Origin of the sequence: Curtobacterium sp. UNCCL20 (assembly GCF_900101675.1) — a bacterium.
Lineage (GTDB): Bacteria > Actinomycetota > Actinomycetes > Actinomycetales > Microbacteriaceae > Curtobacterium.
In genome coordinates, this window is sequence record NZ_FNKG01000001.1 from 933,773 (window position 1) to 950,149 (window position 16,377).

General features: G+C 72.6%; 17 protein-coding genes. 14 read left to right on the forward strand and 3 right to left on the reverse strand.

What is annotated here, in order from left to right; all coding sequences use genetic code 11:
- Positions 1-39: 39 nt before the first annotated feature.
- The gene (locus tag BLT36_RS04655; protein WP_139166362.1) at positions 40-2,001 is read left to right on the forward strand and encodes an amylo-alpha-1,6-glucosidase; all 1,962 of its coding nucleotides are present in this window, start codon (positions 40-42) and stop codon (positions 1,999-2,001) included.
- Positions 2,002-2,124: 123 nt separating this feature from the next.
- Here BLT36_RS04655 and BLT36_RS04660 read toward each other — a convergent pair whose 3' ends face one another.
- Positions 2,125-2,886, reverse strand: coding sequence for a glycosyltransferase family 2 protein (locus BLT36_RS04660; RefSeq protein WP_092092352.1), 762 nt, complete (start codon positions 2,884-2,886; stop codon positions 2,125-2,127).
- Positions 2,887-3,034: 148 nt separating this feature from the next.
- Here BLT36_RS04660 and BLT36_RS04665 point away from each other — a divergent pair, with 148 nt between their 5' ends.
- The 9 genes from BLT36_RS04665 (at position 3,035) to BLT36_RS04705 (ending at position 9,795) form a co-directional block, all read left to right on the forward strand.
- The gene (locus BLT36_RS04665; RefSeq protein ID WP_092092354.1) at positions 3,035-3,946 is read left to right on the forward strand and encodes a hypothetical protein; all 912 of its coding nucleotides are present in this window, start codon (positions 3,035-3,037) and stop codon (positions 3,944-3,946) included.
- Positions 3,943-4,386 carry a phage holin family protein gene (locus BLT36_RS04670; protein ID WP_092092356.1) on the forward strand — a complete coding sequence of 148 codons (444 nt, stop codon included), beginning with the start codon at positions 3,943-3,945 and terminating at the stop codon, positions 4,384-4,386. The genes BLT36_RS04665 and BLT36_RS04670 overlap by 4 nt, the downstream gene beginning before the upstream one ends.
- A complete protein-coding gene (locus BLT36_RS04675; protein WP_092092357.1) occupies positions 4,383-4,955 on the forward strand; it encodes a DUF3618 domain-containing protein in 573 nt (190 codons plus the stop codon). The genes BLT36_RS04670 and BLT36_RS04675 overlap by 4 nt, the downstream gene beginning before the upstream one ends.
- A 78-nt stretch (positions 4,956-5,033) precedes the next feature.
- Positions 5,034-5,459: a MarR family winged helix-turn-helix transcriptional regulator gene (locus BLT36_RS04680; RefSeq protein WP_092092359.1), complete on the forward strand. Its 426-nt coding sequence runs from the start codon at positions 5,034-5,036 to the stop codon at positions 5,457-5,459.
- Between the two features lie 57 nt (positions 5,460-5,516).
- A complete protein-coding gene (locus tag BLT36_RS04685) occupies positions 5,517-6,158 on the forward strand; it encodes an MBL fold metallo-hydrolase (protein WP_092092361.1) in 642 nt (213 codons plus the stop codon).
- A gap of 45 nt (positions 6,159-6,203) precedes the next feature.
- Positions 6,204-6,884, forward strand: a complete 681-nt coding sequence (locus BLT36_RS04690) for an HAD family hydrolase (protein WP_092092362.1) — start codon at positions 6,204-6,206, stop codon at positions 6,882-6,884.
- A gap of 70 nt (positions 6,885-6,954) precedes the next feature.
- The gene (locus BLT36_RS04695; protein ID WP_254787330.1) at positions 6,955-7,437 is read left to right on the forward strand and encodes a GNAT family N-acetyltransferase; all 483 of its coding nucleotides are present in this window, start codon (positions 6,955-6,957) and stop codon (positions 7,435-7,437) included.
- Positions 7,438-7,483: 46 nt separating this feature from the next.
- A complete protein-coding gene (locus BLT36_RS04700) occupies positions 7,484-8,122 on the forward strand; it encodes a TetR/AcrR family transcriptional regulator (RefSeq protein ID WP_254787332.1) in 639 nt (212 codons plus the stop codon).
- Positions 8,119-9,795, forward strand: coding sequence for an MDR family MFS transporter (locus BLT36_RS04705; RefSeq protein ID WP_092092364.1), 1,677 nt, complete (start codon positions 8,119-8,121; stop codon positions 9,793-9,795). Before BLT36_RS04700 ends, BLT36_RS04705 begins: the two co-directional genes overlap by 4 nt.
- Positions 9,796-10,101: 306 nt before the next feature.
- Here BLT36_RS04705 and BLT36_RS04710 read toward each other — a convergent pair whose 3' ends face one another.
- The gene (locus tag BLT36_RS04710) at positions 10,102-11,100 is read right to left on the reverse strand and encodes a LacI family DNA-binding transcriptional regulator (protein WP_254787333.1); all 999 of its coding nucleotides are present in this window, start codon (positions 11,098-11,100) and stop codon (positions 10,102-10,104) included.
- 181 nt (positions 11,101-11,281) lie between these two features.
- Here BLT36_RS04710 and BLT36_RS04715 point away from each other — a divergent pair, with 181 nt between their 5' ends.
- Genes BLT36_RS04715 through BLT36_RS04730 form a run of 4 tightly spaced genes read left to right on the forward strand, consistent with a single transcriptional unit; the run spans position 11,282 to position 15,609 of the window.
- The gene (locus tag BLT36_RS04715) at positions 11,282-12,346 is read left to right on the forward strand and encodes a uridine-preferring nucleoside hydrolase UriH (RefSeq protein ID WP_092092366.1); all 1,065 of its coding nucleotides are present in this window, start codon (positions 11,282-11,284) and stop codon (positions 12,344-12,346) included.
- Between the two features lie 5 nt (positions 12,347-12,351).
- Positions 12,352-13,782 carry a uridine transporter UriT gene (locus BLT36_RS04720; protein ID WP_175529484.1) on the forward strand — a complete coding sequence of 477 codons (1,431 nt, stop codon included), beginning with the start codon at positions 12,352-12,354 and terminating at the stop codon, positions 13,780-13,782.
- On the forward strand, positions 13,779-14,636 hold the full coding sequence (locus BLT36_RS04725) for a ribokinase (RefSeq protein ID WP_092092367.1): 858 nt from the start codon (positions 13,779-13,781) through the stop codon (positions 14,634-14,636). Before BLT36_RS04720 ends, BLT36_RS04725 begins: the two co-directional genes overlap by 4 nt.
- Positions 14,637-14,667: 31 nt before the next feature.
- A complete protein-coding gene (locus tag BLT36_RS04730) occupies positions 14,668-15,609 on the forward strand; it encodes a Ppx/GppA family phosphatase (protein ID WP_092092369.1) in 942 nt (313 codons plus the stop codon).
- Here the strand turns inward: BLT36_RS04730 and BLT36_RS04735 are convergent.
- Positions 15,606-16,235: an antibiotic biosynthesis monooxygenase gene (locus BLT36_RS04735; protein ID WP_092092370.1), complete on the reverse strand. Its 630-nt coding sequence runs from the start codon at positions 16,233-16,235 to the stop codon at positions 15,606-15,608. The genes BLT36_RS04730 and BLT36_RS04735 overlap by 4 nt on opposite strands.
- Positions 16,236-16,377 lie beyond the last annotated feature (142 nt).

Sequence of the window (16,377 nt, forward strand, 5' to 3'; positions counted from 1 at the left end):
CCCCACCCCGTCCCTGCAACTCGTCGACGAGGAAGCCGCATGACCTCCATCCCCACCACCACCGCAGCCGCCGGCGTTCCAGCCTCGGCCGTCCCGACGCAGCCCGCCCCGACGCAGCCCGCCCCGACGCAGCCCGCCCCGCCGCTGCAGCCGCTCCTCCACGACGAGGTCGCGGTGCTCGCCGCCCCGACGCAGGCGTGGTCCGACCGCGACGGCTCGCTCGGTGCGAACGCCGTGCACGGCTACTGGATCGGTGACCAGCGCTTCGTGTCCGCCGTGCACGTCCGCGTCGCGGGCACCGACACGGAGCCCGTCGCCGTCGCACCGGTCAGCGCCCGCGAGGTCGTGTTCACCGGGCTCCTCCGCGGACTCGACGAGCCCGGGGCCGACCCCGACGTGCGACTCGACCACCGGCGCACCGTGCGGATCGACGGGGTCGCGGAGCGCCTCCGCATCACCGACCGCACCGGCGGCGAGCACGCGACCGGACCGCTCGTCGTGGTGGTCCGGCTCCGCCCCGACGCGAGCGGCATGGACGCGGTCAAGGCCGGGCACGGCTCGTCGCCCGTGCGCGCCGAGGTCGACGGCACGGCGGCGTCGTGGACCGCCGGGACCGTCGCGGTCCGGCTCGACGCCCCCGGCGCGACGATCGACGTCGACGGGGACGAGCTCGTCCTGCGGTGGACCACCGAGCGCACCCGGTCCGTCGAGGTCGGCTGGGACTGCACCGCCGAGACCCCCGACGCCGTCGTGACCGGCGTCTCGACCCCGCGTCCGTTCCACGCCCCCGACGACGTGCGGGACGACCGACTCCGTCGCTGGCTCGCCCGCGCCACCGACGACCTCGACGCCCTCCGGCTCGCGCGCCCCGAGGGGGAGTTCCTCGCCGCCGGTGCACCGTGGTTCTTCACCCTGTTCGGCCGCGACTCGATCTGGGCCGCCCGCTTCCTGCTGCCCGTCGACACCACGATCGCCGGCAGCACGCTCCGTGTCCTCGCGGCGCTGCAGGGCACCACGTCCGACCCGGACACCGCCGAGCAGCCCGGCAAGGTCATGCACGAGCTCCGCCAGGCGTCCCTGCCGATCGACAACGACGAGATCTCCCTGCCGCCGCTCTACTACGGCACCGTCGACGCCACCGCGCTCTGGGTCTGCCTGCTCCACGACGCCTGGCGCGCCGGACTGCCAGACGCCGAGGTCGAAGCCCTGCTGCCGGCGCTCGAACGAGCCCTGGCGTGGATGCGCGACCACGGCGACGCCGACGGCGACGGGCTGCTCGAGTACGTCGACGAATCCGGCCGTGGCCTGGCGAACCAGGGCTGGAAGGACTCCGGCGACAGCGTGCAGTGGCGCGACGGCACCCTTGCCGACGGCCCCATCGCACTGTGCGAGGTGCAGGGGTACGCCCACGAGGCCGCCGTCCACGGAGCCGACCTGCTCGACGCGTTCCACCGGCCCGGAGGCGACGACTGGCGCGCCTGGGCATCGCACCTCGCCGAACGCTTCCGTGCGTCCTTCTGGGTCTCCGACGACATCGGGCCGTACCCGGCGATCGCCCTCGACGCGGACAAGCGCGCGGTGGACTCTGCCACGAGCAACATCGGGCACCTGCTCGGCACCGGCCTGCTCACCCCGGACGAGGAGGCCGTCGTCGCCGCGCGCGTGGTCGCACCCGACATGGCGAGCGGCTTCGGACTCCGCACGCTCTCGACGACCGCCGCCGGCTACTGGCCGCTCAGCTACCACGGCGGCTCGGTCTGGGCGCACGACACCGCCGTGGTGATCGCCGGGCTCACCCGGTCCGGCTTCACCGCCGAGGCCCGGACGCTCGCCGGACAGCTCCTCGCCGCCGCGGTCGCGTTCGACTTCCGGATGCCGGAGCTGCACGCCGGCGACGACGCCACCGAGGTGTCACGGCCGGCGCCGTACCCGGCAGCGTGCCGTCCGCAGGCGTGGAGCGCGGCGGCGGCGTTCCCGGTGTGGGTGGCACTCCGGGGGTGAGTGGGGCGTGCCTGGTCGTTGCGGGCGCACCCGGTGGCTCTCGACTAGGTACGCCCGATCCTGCCTCCTCCTGCCGGCGCGATGAGCACGACGGCTGCCGGCGCGATGAGCACGACGGGCGGGTCAGCGCCGTGACCACCCGACCGCGGCCCGCTCCCGCGTCTCGGCACGCCACCGCCTGGCCCACCGCCGCACCGGGTTCGCCCGCCGCCCGTTCACGCGGAACGTGTGGAACGCGCGTCGCGTCCGCTGCGCGGCGGACGGGAGGCCCGACAACGGTCGCGCGGACACCTGCACGGTGAGCAGGGGGTCGGCCAGCACCCGCCAACCCGGGTCGAGCTGCATGCTCAGGTCGACGTCGTCGTGCACCTCGGGGTCGTCGCGGTGGGCGCGGGACCGGATCGCGAGCCACGTGTCCCGCCGCATCGCCATGGCCGACCCGAACAGCGGCGGCCGACCGAGTGCTGCCCACATCAGGACGAAGTACGGCCGCATGTAGACCGCGTCCCAGACCCGGCGGAGCAGCTGCCCGCCGTCGTGCGGACGCCCGGGACCGGTCACCGCGACCACGTCGGGGTCGGCGAGGAGCCAGAGTGCATCGGCGATCCACCCGGGCGGCGGGACGGAGTCGGCGTCGAGCCGGACGATGACGTCCCCGGTGGCTCGGTCGTACCCGCGTGCGGAGGCGCGGGCGATGCCGCGCACCCGTTCGGCGAGGACGATCGCCCCGGCGTCCTGCGCGACGCGGGCACTGTCGTCGGTGCTGCCGTTGTCGACCACGATGACCTCGTCGGCGGGTGCCGACTGGGCGGCGAGGGCCTGCAGGCAGCGCCGGAGGTGGGCGGCGTCGTCGCGCACGGGCACGACGACGGAGACGGTGGGCATCCTCCGATCCAACCGGAACCGCGCTGAGCGCACACGCCGCCCGCGCTTCTCGGAGTTCCTGGGTCCGGGCGCAGAACGGAGCGCGCAACTTCGGTGGCGCAACGCTCCCGGTGCACTGCCGGGAGCGACGACTACCGGAAGGCCGACCATGACCACGAACCCACCCGGGAACGACTCCGGGACGCCCATCCACGACCGCACCGCCGCGTCCGAGGGGCACGAGATCCGTCCCGGCGTCACCGTGCCGTCGTACGCGAACGCCACACCCGCGGGGCGTCCGACCGACCCAGACGTCGCGCAGCCGTACGAGCCGTACGGCGACGACGCGACCCAGGTCTCGACCGAGGTCCCGTTCGACGCCCCGCTCGACGCGATCCCCGCTGACGAGCAGCTCCCGCCGGCTCCGACCACGGGGTCGCCCGTCGGGACCGGCAGCACCGGCTTCGGAAGCACCGGCGCCGGCAGCACCGGCTCGGACAGTGGCTCCGCCGGGTCCGCCGGGTCCGCCGGCTCCGGCGGCAAGGCCGACGCCGCGAAGGGCGCAGCCCAGGACGTCGCCGGCGACGCCAAGGAGAAGGCCGCGAACGTGGCGGGCACCGCGAAGGAGCAGGCGTCGAACGTCGCCTCCGAGGTGACCGACCACGCCAAGCAGCTGTTCGGCCAGGCATCGGACACCCTGAAGGAACAGGCCGGTGACCAGCAGCAGCGCGCCGCGAGCGGCCTCCGCAGCATCGGCGAGCAACTCGGCCGGATGGCGGAGAACGACGACGAGCAGGGTGTGGCGTCGAAGGTCGTGCGCGACCTGTCGAACCGCGCGACCTCCGTCGCCGGGTACCTCGAGGGCCGCGACCCCGGTTCGCTCGTCAGCGAGGTGAAGTCCTTCGCCGCCAAGCGTCCGGGCACGTTCATCGCGATCGCCGCCGGCGCGGGCCTCCTCGCCGGCCGCCTGACGAAGGCGCTCGCCACCGAGGTCAAGCACGAGAAGGAAGCCGACGCCCTCGGCCACGACACGACCGGCACGACCGGCACGACCGGCACCGGCACCGGGAGCGTCGTATGAGCCAGTCCGTCCCCGGCAGCGTGCCGACGGGCCAGCCGAGCCCCGAGGAACGCGCCGCCACGACCCCGCTCGGCGAACTGCTGTCCGAGGTCTCGAAGGACCTGTCCAGCCTGTTCCGGCAGGAGGTGGCACTCGCGAAGGCCGAGCTCACCGACTCCGCGAAGAAGGCCGGCAAGGCGGGCGGGATGTTCGGCGGCGCCGGACTGACCGCGCTGTTCGCCCTGCTCTTCCTGTCGATCGCCGCCTGGTGGGGTCTCGGCTACCTCATCGGCAACGCGTGGTCCGCGCTGGTCATCGCCGTCGTCTACGCGATCGTCGCCGCGATCCTCGCGGTGCGTGGGCGCAAGGAGGTCAAGGAGATCCAGGGCGCTCCGCAGACCGTCGCCACCGCCAAGGAAGTCCCCGAAGCACTGAAGCCCAACACCGGGAGGAAGCCATGAGCACCCCAGACGAGATCCGCGCCGACATCGAACGCACCCGTGGCGAGCTCGGCTCCGACGTCGACGCCCTCGCCGACAAGGTGAGCCCGTCCGCCATCGCACACCGTCAGACCGAGAAGGTGAAGAGCCGCTTCCAGGGCGTCCGCGAGTCCGTGATGGGCGCAGCAGACTCCGCCCGCTCGAGTGCCTCCGGTTCGGCGTCGAGTGCGGCCGGGCAGGCCAAGGACGTCGCACAGCGCGGTGTCGAGAAGGCCAAGGGCAACCCGCTCGCCGTCGGCCTGATCGCCTTCGGTGCCGGCTGGCTGGTGTCCTCGCTCCTGCCGACGACGGACAAGGAGGAGGAGCTGGCCGGTGAGCTGAAGGACAAGGCGGCACCCCTCGTCGAGGACGTCAAGGAGCAGGCGAAGGACGTCGGTTCGCAGCTCGGGGACGTCGCGAAGGAGCACGCGCAGGACCTGAAGGAGACCGCGCAGGACGCGGCCCAGACGGTGCAGGGCGAGGCGCAGGGCGCCGCGTCCGACGTGCGCGACCACGCGCAGGGCGCTGCGGACGACGTGCGCAGCAGCTGACGCGAGCAGTGATCGGACTGGAGGCGCGGTGCCGGCTGGCACCGCGCCTCCGGTCCGTCAGGCGGTAGCGTTCCGGGCATGGACCCGATCGACGAGCTCGCGGCAGCGCTGCGGCAGTCCATCGGGCGGGTCGTCCGGGCCGCCCGTCGCGAGGCGGACACGCTGCCGAACACGCACGCGACGACGCTCGGTTTCCTGCACCGCGAGGGACCGATGACCATCGCGGACCTCGCTCGTCGACGCGGGGTGAAGCACCAGGGGCAGTCCCGCACGGTGGGGGAGCTCGCCGAGCTGGGCTTCGTCGAGCGGACGGTGTCCGACGTTGACCGCCGGGTGTCCGTCATCCGCATCTCGCCGTCCGGCCGCGATGCGCTGCAGCGGGACCAGGACGCCCGGACCGACTGGCTCGCCGCGGCCATCCGCGAGGAGCTCGACGACGAGGAGCGCGCGTTGCTCGTCCGGCTGCCGGAGCTGCTGGAGCGTGTAGCCCGTCGTGCCGACTGAGCGATCCCTCACCCGGATCGACCCGGATATGTACAACACCGTTGTAGAGTCGTCGGCATGGAGCTGACGAAGTACACCCACGCCACCGTCGTCCTCGAGCAGGACGGCGTCACCCTCGTCATCGACCCGGGCACCTTCACGCCCGAGGCCGCCGACCTCGCCCGCACCGCAGCCGCCGTGCTCATCACCCACGAGCACTTCGACCACTTCGACGTCGAGGCCGTCCGTGCCGGGCTCGCCGCGAACGACGCCCTCGTGGTGCGCGGCCCCGAGGCGATCGTCGAGCAGCTCGGCGCACACGACGGCCGGGTCGCCGCGGTGCGCGCCGGCGACGCGTTCGAGGTCGGGCCGTTCTCGGTGCAGGTCTTCGGCGAGGAGCACGCCGTGATCCACCGCGACGTCCCCACCATCGCGAACGTCGGCTACCTGGTCAACGGGACCGTCTTCCACCCGGGCGACGCCTACCTGCAGCCGGGTGTCCCCGTGGGCACCCTGCTCCTGCCGACGAGCGGCCCGTGGACCAGCACGGCCGAGGCGGTCGACTACGTCCGTGCCGTCGCGCCGGAGCGTGCGGTCCAGATCCACGAGGCGATGCTCAGCGAACTCGGCCAGCAGTCGACCGCCCGCTTCCTCGGGTCCGACGGCCTCGGGCCGGTGCCCGTGCTCATCCTGCCCGTCGGCGAGACGACCACCGTCTGACGCTCTCTGGGAGGTGATCCGTGCCTCCAGGGCCACCATGGGGGCATGCCCGACGCGACCGGAACCGCTGTCCTCTTCGACATCGACGGGACACTCGTCGACTCGAACTACGCCCACATCGACGCCTGGTGGCGCGCCTGTCTCGCCGCCGGTGAGTCGGTCGACGCGTGGCGGATCCACCGCGCCATCGGCATGGACTCCGCGAAGCTGCTCGAGACGCTGCTGCCGGACGCCTCCGACGAGACCCGGAACACCGCGAAGCAGTTCCACTCGGCGTACTACGCCGAGCAGATGCCCCGGCTGCGACTGCTGCCCGGCGCCCGTGACCTGCTCGAAGCGGTCGCGGGCGCCGGGCACGCGGTCGTCCTCGCGACGAGTGCCCCGGAGAACGAACTCGTGCGACTGCGTGAGCTGCTCGACGCCGAGCAGTGGATCACCGCGGTGACGAGCTCCGAGGACGTCGAGCAGGCGAAGCCGGACCCCGGGATCGTGCAGGTCGCCCTCGACAAGGCCGGGGTGTCCGCGGACCGGGCCGTCATGGTCGGCGACGCGATGTGGGACGTCGAGGCCGCCGGCAAGGTCGAGGTGCCGTGCGTGGCCGTGATGACCGGGGGCATCGGCGGGGACGAGCTCCGGGGTGCCGGTGCTGCCGCGGTGTACGACGACGCCGCCGCGGTGCTCGCCGACCTGCGTGACGGGAAGGGCCCGATCGCCGCGTTGGCGTGAACGGGCGGGCGGGTCGTCGAGGTGGCCCGGTGCTGCGACGAGGTCCGCATCCGTGCCAGGATCGACGATCGTGATCACGATCGAACGCGTCGCGTGGGAGGACCCGCGCGGAGTCGCCCTCCGCGCCCGCATGGACGAGGAGATGCACGAGCGGTACGGCTCGTCGAACGGCGACGAGGACCCGGCCGTCACGGCTGAGCGGAACCGCGCACTCGCCGTCGACCCGTCGACCGTCATCACCTCGCTGCTCGCCGTCGACGACGCGGGCGAGGCGCTCGGGCACATCGCCGTCCGCCGACTCGGTGACGACGTCGAGCTGAAGCGCCTCATCGTGCTCGCGGCCGCGCGCGGCATGGGCGCGGCGACCGCGCTCCTCGACGAGAGCGAGCGCGTCGGCCGCGAGGCGGGTGCGGCCCGGCTGATCCTGCAGACCGGTGACAAGCAGCCCGAAGCGGTCGCGCTGTACGAGAAGACCGGGTGGACCCCGATCCCGGTGTACGAGCCGTACGCGGCGACGATGCCGTGGTCGTTCTGCTTCGAGAAGGCGCTCTAGGCAGCCTGTTCTTGCACTTTCGGTTTGAGAGTGCAATTCTTGTGCGGTGAACACCACCGAACGCACCCGCGCGCTGCGTCGACGCATGGTCGTCGAGGCACGCCGTGCGACGGTCGAGCACGGACTGCACGGCTTCACGATCGAGCAGCTCTGCGAGACCGTCGGGGTGTCGCGGCGCACGTTCTTCAACCACTTCGCCTCGAAGGACGACGCCGTGCTCGGCATCGAACTCGACGCGAACGACGAGATGCTGCGCGCCTACGCCCAGGGTGACGCCGTGCCGACGGACCTCGACCCCCTCGGCTCGATCGTCGCCCTCGCCATCGAGCAGATGCACCTCGTCGGGATCGACCGCGCGGACGAGGCACTGGTCCGCCAGGTCTTCGACCGCGAACCGGTGATGGTCGCGAAGTTCCTGTCCGCCACCGACGTCCAGCTCGCCGCCCTCACCCGGGCGGTGCGGCAGCGGTTCGGCTGGGACGACGACGACCGGCGCGCGCAGCTCGTGGCCGAGGCCGCCGCGGCGCTCCTCAAGGTCACCGCGTCGGCGTACTTCGACGACGCGTACGACGAGGCGACCGCACCCGCGTTCGACGCACTGCTCACCGAGAACCTCCGCCTGCTGCGGGCGGCCATCACTCCCGGACCACACCCGTCCGCCGACCACGAAGAAGGCACCGAATGAGCGCCACCGCGCCGGGCACCACCAAGCGGGCCCGCCCAGGCACCGACGGGCCGCTGCTCCTCACGCAGCGCCGCATCTGGATCATCTTCTCCGCGCTCATCGCGGGGATGCTGCTCTCCAGCCTCGACCAGACCATCGTCTCGACGGCGATGCCCACCATCGTCGGCGAGCTCGGCGGTGTCGCCCACCAGGCGTGGCTGACGACCGGGTACCTGCTCGCCTCGACCATCGTGATGCCCGTCTACGGCAAGTTCGGCGACGTCCTGGGGCGCCGCAACCTCTTCCTCATCGCGATCGCGCTGTTCACCATCGCCTCGGCCGGGTGCGCGTTCGCGGGGGACTTCACGCAGCTGATCGTGTTCCGTGCCATGCAGGGCCTCGGCGGCGGTGGCCTGATGATCCTGTCGCAGGCGATCATCGCGGACATCGTCCCGGCGTCCCAGCGCGGCAAGTACCTCGGCCCGCTCGGCGCGATCTTCGGCCTGTCGGCGATCGGCGGCCCGCTCCTCGGTGGCTTCTTCGTCGACCACCTCACCTGGAACTGGGCGTTCTACATCAACATCCCGGTCGGCATCGCGGCGTTCTTCGTGGCGTGGTTCGCGCTCACCCTGCCGACCAAGAAGGCGACGAAGCGCATCGACGTGCTCGGTGTGCTCCTGATGTCCGCCGCGACCACCTGCCTCGTGTTCTTCTCGGAGTTCGGCGGCAGCCGCGACCACGGCTGGGACGCCACCGAGACGTGGGCGTGGTTCGCCGGTCTCGTCGTCGCCGCAGCTCTCTTCGTCCTCGTCGAGTCGCGGGCGCAGGACCCGGTCCTCCCGCTGTCGTTCTTCCGGAACCGCACGTTCCTGCTCGCGACCGGCATCGGTCTCGTGCTCGGCATCGGCATGTTCGCCGCGATCGGCTTCGTCCCGACGTTCCTGCAGATGGCGTCCGGCACGTCGGCCGCCGTCTCGGGTCTGCTGATGCTGCCGATGATGGCCGGTCTGATCGGCACCTCCATCGCGTCCGGCATCCTGATCACCAAGACCGGCCGCTACCGGATGTTCCCGATCATCGGCACGATCCTGGTCGCCATCGCCATGCTCGCGATGACCCGGCTCGCCGCGGACACCCCGATCTGGCTCATCTGCGTCTACCTGTTCGTCTTCGGCGCCGGCCTCGGCCTGATCATGCAGGTCGTCGTCCTCGTCGCGCAGAACGCCGTGCCCGCCGAGCAGGTCGGGACGGCGACGTCGACGAACAACTACTTCCGTGAGGTCGGTGCCTCCCTCGGCACCGCGGTGTTCGGCGCGCTCTTCACGGCGCGGCTCACCTCGTCGCTGACGGACGTGTTCCGCGGCGCCGGAGGCTCGGCGACCGACGCGGCGTCCTCGGCGGGGAGCATCGACCCGGCGACGGTGGCCAAGCTGCCCGAGGCGGTGCAGGACGGCATCGTGAACGCGTACGCCGACTCGCTGGCGCCGGTGTTCTGGTACCTGCTGCCGTTCATCGCGGTGGCGTTCCTGCTCGCGCTGTTCCTGCCGCAGATCACGCTGTCGGACACGGCCGGCATGGTCGCCCGCGGCGAGGCCGTCGGCGGTGCCGAGGCGGACGAGCTCGAGCGCGCGCAGCGTGCGGGCCGCGCGGCTGCGGCGGCGCCGGCTGCGGCTGCACCGGATCCGCGCGAGTAGGAGCGCGCGGCTCGCCCCTCCCCTCCTCGTTCCCTCCTCTCCTCACGAAAGCGACAGTCCTGCGCGGAACTTCGGCGCAGGACTGTCGCTTTCGCGGGATGAACCGGGTCAGGACACCGAGCAGTGTCGCGTTGGCGGAGTGGTCGCCACCGGTGTCGGCCTGGAGGCGCGGTGCGGGCTCGCCACGCGCCTCCAGTCCGGCCGTGGTCGCGCCCACGGCCGTGACCCGGTCCCGAGACTCGGTCACAGCGACACTCCTCGGGCTCCGGACCGCGAGGTGTGTCGCTCAGCCCGAGACTCGGGTCGCTACGCGCCGGTGCTCGCCCGCCGCACCAGCCGCGTCGGGAGCGACGCGGACTCCGGCTCGGTGCCGTCCAGCGTCGCGAGGAGGCGGAGCGCGGCGGCCCGGCCGAGGTCGGCTCCGGGCAGGGCGACGCTCGTCAGGGCAGGCGCCGTGACGGACGACGACGGCAGGTCGTCGAAGCCGGCGACGGCCAGGTCCCCCGGGACGGCGATGCCGAGCCGGCCCGCGGTCCGGAGCACCCCGTACGCCAGGGTGTCGGCCGCTGCGACGACGGCCGTGACGTCATCGTCGCGCCAGGCCTCGATGACGTGCTCCGTGGCCGATGCGGCGGCGTCGACCGTGAGGTCCGCCCGCGCGGTCACCTCGGACACGGTGATCCCGGCGTCGGCGCACGCCTGTTCGAAGAGCTGGCGGCGGACGCCGAACGTCGTCGCGCGCGAGGTCCCGTCGAGGTACCCGGCGTGCCGGTGCCCGCGTTCGTGCAGGTGCGCCACCAGGTCGTGCACGCCGGGGGAGAGGTCGTAGTTCACCGCGGCGTCGCCACCCGGCGCGTCGAGGAGCACCACCGGCACGGAGGCCGTCATCGACTCGCCCGCGGCCGGGGCGTCGACGAGGATGCCTGCCGGGCGGAGGCGTTCGAAGCGCCGGACGTCGGCGGCGACGGGCTGCGCACCGCGCTCGGTGACGGAGAGGACGAGCTGGAACCGGTCGCCCACGGTGTCCCGGACACCACGGATGACCTCGGCGAAGAACGGGTTCGACAGGTCCGGTGCGATGAGGACGACGAGGTCGCCGCTGCCGCGCGCCAGGGAGCTCGCCGCGTGGTCGACGACGTACCCGAGTTCCTCGACCGCGTCGCGCACCCGCGTGGCGATCGGCACCGAGACCCGGCCCCGGTCCTTGCCGTTCACGACGAGGGACACCGTGGCGATGCTCGTGCCCGCTCGTTCAGCCACCATCGCAGCGGTCACACGGCGGCCGGGGGCGGCGGAGGATGGCACGAGCCGATGCTACCGATCCCGGCGCGTCGCTCGTCCGCGTCGCACCGGAGAACTTGACGTCAAACGCTTGACGTGTTTCCATGTCAAACGCTTGACGTGCCGCCCGGGACTGATCCTCCTGCTGGGTGGACCCCACCTCGTCGAGCCCAGACCTCATCCCCGACGAAGTGGAGCACCTCGCGTGTCCGAAGCGAACCAGCCAGCGAAGATCATCCTCGACTGCGACCCCGGCCACGACGACGCCGTCGCCATCCTGCTGGCCCACGGCAACCCGGACATCGAGCTCCTCGCCGTCACCACGGTCGTCGGGAACCAGACCCTGCCGAAGGTCACCCGCAACGCCCTCGCCGTCGGCCGCATCGCCGGGATCACCGGAGTCCCGTTCGCCGCCGGCGCCGACCGGCCGCTGCTGCGCGAGATCGAGGTCGCGCCGGACATCCACGGCGAGAGCGGCCTCGACGGCCCGATGCTCCCCGAACCGTCCTTCGAGCTCGACCGCCGGCACGCCGTCGACCTCATCATCGAGACCGTGATGGCGCACGAGCCGGGCACCGTCACCCTCGTGCCGACCGGCGGCCTGACGAACATCGCCCTCGCGGCCCGCAAGGAACCCCGCATCGTCGAGCGCGTCAAGCAGGTCGTGCTGATGGGCGGCGGCGTCCACGTCGGCAACTGGAGCCCGGTCGCCGAGTTCAACATCGTCATCGACCCCGAGGCCGCGTCGATCGTGTTCGACGCCGGCTGGGACGTCGTGATGGTCGGGCTCGACCTCACCCACCAGGCCCTCGCCACCCCGGAGGTCGCCGCCCGCATCGCCGCCGTCGGCACCGCACCCGCCGCGTTCGTCGGCGAGCTGCTCGACTTCTTCGGCCAGACGTACAGGGACGCGCAGGGCTTCGACGCCCCGCCGGTCCACGACCCCTGCGCCGTCGCGTACGTCATCGACCCGACGATCGTCCGCGCCGTGAAGGTCCCGATCCACATCGAGACGCAGGGCACCCTGACCCTCGGCATGACCGTCGCCGACTTCCGCGCACCCGCGCCCGAGGACTGCCGGACGAGCGCCGCGATGGAGCTCGACCACGGCCGCTTCTGGGACCTCGTCGTCGACGCCCTCGAGCGCATCGGCGAGACCGCCGACACCGGGTGGACGCCCCGCGCCGCCGCCACCGCGGTCGAGGCCGGCGTCGCCACGGCGCCCAGCACCACCACGACCACCGCCACGTCCACGTCCACGGAGATCTGAACACCATGACCACCACATCGACGAAGAAGTCGATCGGCGCCCTGACCGCCGCGCTCCTCGCCGCCTGCATCGCGTTCCAGCTGAACGCGAGCATGCTCAGCCCCGCTCTCGTCACGATGGCGCGCGAGCTCAACACCGACGACGCGACGATCGGTCTGTCGCAGACGCTCTACTTCACCCTCGCGGCGCTGTTCTCGCTGTTCCTGCCCCGGCTGTCCGACATCGTCGGGCGGAAGCGCGTCCTCGTCGGCATGCTCGCCGTGATGCTCGTCGGCAGCATCGTCGCCGCGCTCGCCGTGAACGTGCCGATGCTCTTCGCCGGCCGCATCATCCAGGGCGTCACCGGCCCGGTCGTGCCGATCTGCCTGCTGGTGCTCCGCAACGAGATCAGCGACCCGAAGCGGTACGGCGCCGCCCTCGGTCTCCTCACCGCGGTGAACGGCGGCATCGCCGGGGTCGACGCGCTCGCGGGTGGCTGGATCGCCACGAACTTCGGCTTCCGCGGGATCTTCTGGGTGATCGCGGTCGTGACCGTCGTCGCGCTGGCGCTCGTCGCCGTGTGGGGCGTCGAGTCGAAGCCGTCGGCGGGCACCCGGATGGACTGGATCGGCGTCGTCCCGCTCGTCATCAGCGTCGGGGCGCTCCTCACCGCGTTCAACGAGGCCGGCAAGCTCGGCGCTGCGAACCCGGTGCTGGTGATCGGTGGCATCGTCGTCGCACTCGCCGCGTTCGCCGTGTTCTGGGCCGTCGAGTCCCGCGTGAAGGAGCCCCTGGTGGAGACCCGGTTCCTGAAGCGTCGCGGCACGTGGGCGCTCCTCGCGACGACGTTCCTCACGATGACCGGTGTGTTCGCGGTCGTGAACGGCCTCGTCACGTCCCTGGCGCAGAACCACGACGCGGGCTTCGGGATGGAGGCGGACCTCGCCTCGCTCGTGTTCCTCACCCCGTACGCGCTGGTCGGCTGGATCGTCGGACCGTTCGCCGGCCGCCTCGCCCCGACCATCGGCTACCGCGCCGTCCTCCGCGTCGGCCTGATCGGCAGCATCGTCGCGACACTCCTGATGGCGTTCGTCGGCGTGCACTCGCTGCCCGTGCTCGTGGTCGCCACGGTGCTCATCGGCATCACCTACGCCGGCATCGCGAACATCATCCTGAACGGCCTCGGCATCGTCCTGTCGCCCGCGTCGAACCCCGGGTTCCTGCCCGGCCTGAACGCCGGCGCGTTCAACCTCGGTGCCGGCGTCAGCTTCGCAGTCCTGCCGGCGCTGCAGATCGCGCTCGGCGTCGGCGGGTCCTCGGGCACCGCCGGCTACTCCGGTGGCATGCTGCTCGGTGCCGCGATCACCGTCGGCGCCCTCGCGATGTCGTTCCTCATCCCACGTCCGGCGGACGCCGAGACGACCGCCGCCGTCCCGCAGAAGGAGACCGTCCGTTGAACACGATCGTCGTCGTCGGCTCGCTCAACGCGGACCTGGTGGTCCGCACCGAGCGCTTCCCGAAGCCCGGTGAGACCCTGCAGGGGTCGGACCTCGCGATCCTCCCCGGCGGGAAGTCCGCCAACCAGGCGGTGGCTGCCGGGAGGCTCGGGGGCACGGTCCGCATGATCGGTGCGGTCGGCGACGACGGGAACGGTGCACTGCTCCGCGACTCCGTCGCGGCGGCCGGTGTCGACACGACGCACGTCGCCGTCCGGGAGGGCGTGGCCACCGGCACCGCCGTCATCACCGTCGACGGCGCGGGCGAGAACACGATCGTGATCTCCGGCGGCGCGAACGCCACCCTGACGCCGGACGACGTCCCCGCCGGAGCCTTCGCGGGCGCCGGGGTGCTCGGGCTCTGCCTCGAGGTGTCGATGGACGTCGTGCTCGCCGCCGCCCGGGCCGGACGTGCCGCGGGGCTCACCGTGTTGACGAACCTGTCCCCGTTCGGCGCCGTGCCGGCCGAGCTCCTCGAACTGACCGACGTCCTGCTCGTGAACGAGCACGAGGCCGCCGAGCTCGGGCAGCACGGCGTCGCGCGGTCGATCGTGACCCGGGGCGGCGCGGGCTGCACGGTGCACGACGGGGACGCCGACGCGGTGTCGATCGACCCCGTGCGCGTGGACCCCGTCGACACCACGGGCTGCGGGGACGCGTTCATGGGGGCCGTGGCGCTCCGGCTCGCAGCGGGGGAGTCCCTCGTCGACGCGGCCCGGTTCGCCGTGGGTGTCGGGGCGTACGCCGCGACCAAGGCCGGCGCGCAGGCTTCGTACCCGACCACCGCCGAGCTGGAGGCGTTCCTGCGGGGCTGACCCGCGCCTCCAGGCCGCTAGCGTTGGGGCCATGCGCGTGGGAGTCCTCGACATCGGGTCCAACACCGGCCACCTGCTGGTGGTCGACGCCCACGGCGGCGCCGCGCCGCTGCCGGCGTCGTCGTTCAAGCAGCCGCTCCGACTCGCCGAGCACCTCGACGACGACGGCGCGGTGACCGACGCCGGCGTCGACGCCCTCACCACGTTCGTCGCCGACGCCGTCCGCGTCGCCGAGGAACGCGGGTGCGAGGACATGCTCGCCTTCGCGACCTCGGCGGTCCGCGACGCGGTGAACTCCGAGGCGGTGCTGGCGCACGTCGAGTCGTCCACCGGCGTCGAGCTCGCCGTCCTGTCCGGCTCTGACGAAGCCCGGCTGACGTTCCTGGCCGTCCGGCGCTGGTTCGGGTGGTCCGCCGGACGGCTCGCGGTGTTCGACATCGGCGGCGGCTCCCTCGAGATCGCCGGCGGTGGCGACGAAGCGCCCGACGTCGCTTGGTCGATGCCGATCGGCGCCGCACGACTCGCCCGCAGCTACTTCGCGTCGGGCACCCCGAGCGAGGACGACGTCCGCCGGATCCGCCACGAGATCCGTGTCGAGATCGCCCGTGACGCCGGACTCCTCCTGCGGGCCGGACGCCCGGACCGTGCGGTCGCGACGTCGAAGACGTTCCGGTCGATCGCCCGGATCTGCGGAGCCGCACCGTCCGGCGCCGGACCGCTCGTGCCTCGGTCGCTCGACGGGGCCGAGCTGCGCCGGCGGCTGCCGTCGCTGCTGCGGATGTCGGTCGCCGAGCTCGCCGAGCTGCCCGGGGTGTCCGCGAGCCGGGCGCACCAGGTCGTCCCCGGGGCGCTCGTCGCCGAAGCGTGCCTCGACATCTTCGACCTGCCGTCGCTCGAGATCTGCCCGTGGGCCCTCCGCGAGGGCGTGATCCTCGAGCGGCTCGACCAGCTGTCCGTGCTCGGGACGCCCTAGCCGGCGGTCGCGCTCGACGTGCGTGCCCCGCGGGGCGGCGCCAGCAGCCACGGGCGGATCAGCTTCGTCACGAACGGCAGCACCCAGAACGTCATGATCGGCGTGAGCACCAGCGTCGTCAGCAGCACCCGCGGCAGGACCGGCAGCGCTCCGAACGCCGGCACCAGCCAGCTGACGAGGTACGTGAACACCAGGTTGACCGGGAAGAACCCGAGCCAGATGCTCACCGCCTGCTTCCACCGGGGCGGCGCGCTCGAGGCGGGAGCGTCCTGCGGCACGTCGAACCAGCCCTCGATGCCGGTGCGCCGCTCGACCCGGGACTCCACGACGAGGTCACGGCCGAGGTCGAGCCACCGGAGCCGGTCGTCGGAGTTCTCCCACGTCGCGAGGGAGTCGTGGTCGGCGAACCGGTACAGCATGTGCCACTCGCGGCTCGTCGCGTGCGAGCGGACCCACCCGGAGCCGAGGAAGCCGGGGTACCGGTTGGCCAGGTTCACCCCGGACTGTACCCACCGGGTGACGTCGGGGATGCGCTCGGGTTCGACGAGGCGGGTGATGGAGACGGTGACGGGTGGGCCATCGGTCGCGGGTGGCGACGACAGGGCCCCAGGCTCTTCTGGAGTCATGCGTCCAGTGTCCCCGACGCGTGTTTCCGGCTGGTGACGAGGCCCACGGTGCCCGCGCGCCTGCCTGCCGCCGGTGCTGGACCTCGCCGCGCGCCCGGCGCGGCGGTGCCGGACCTCGCCGCGCGCCCGGCGCCGCGGGCGC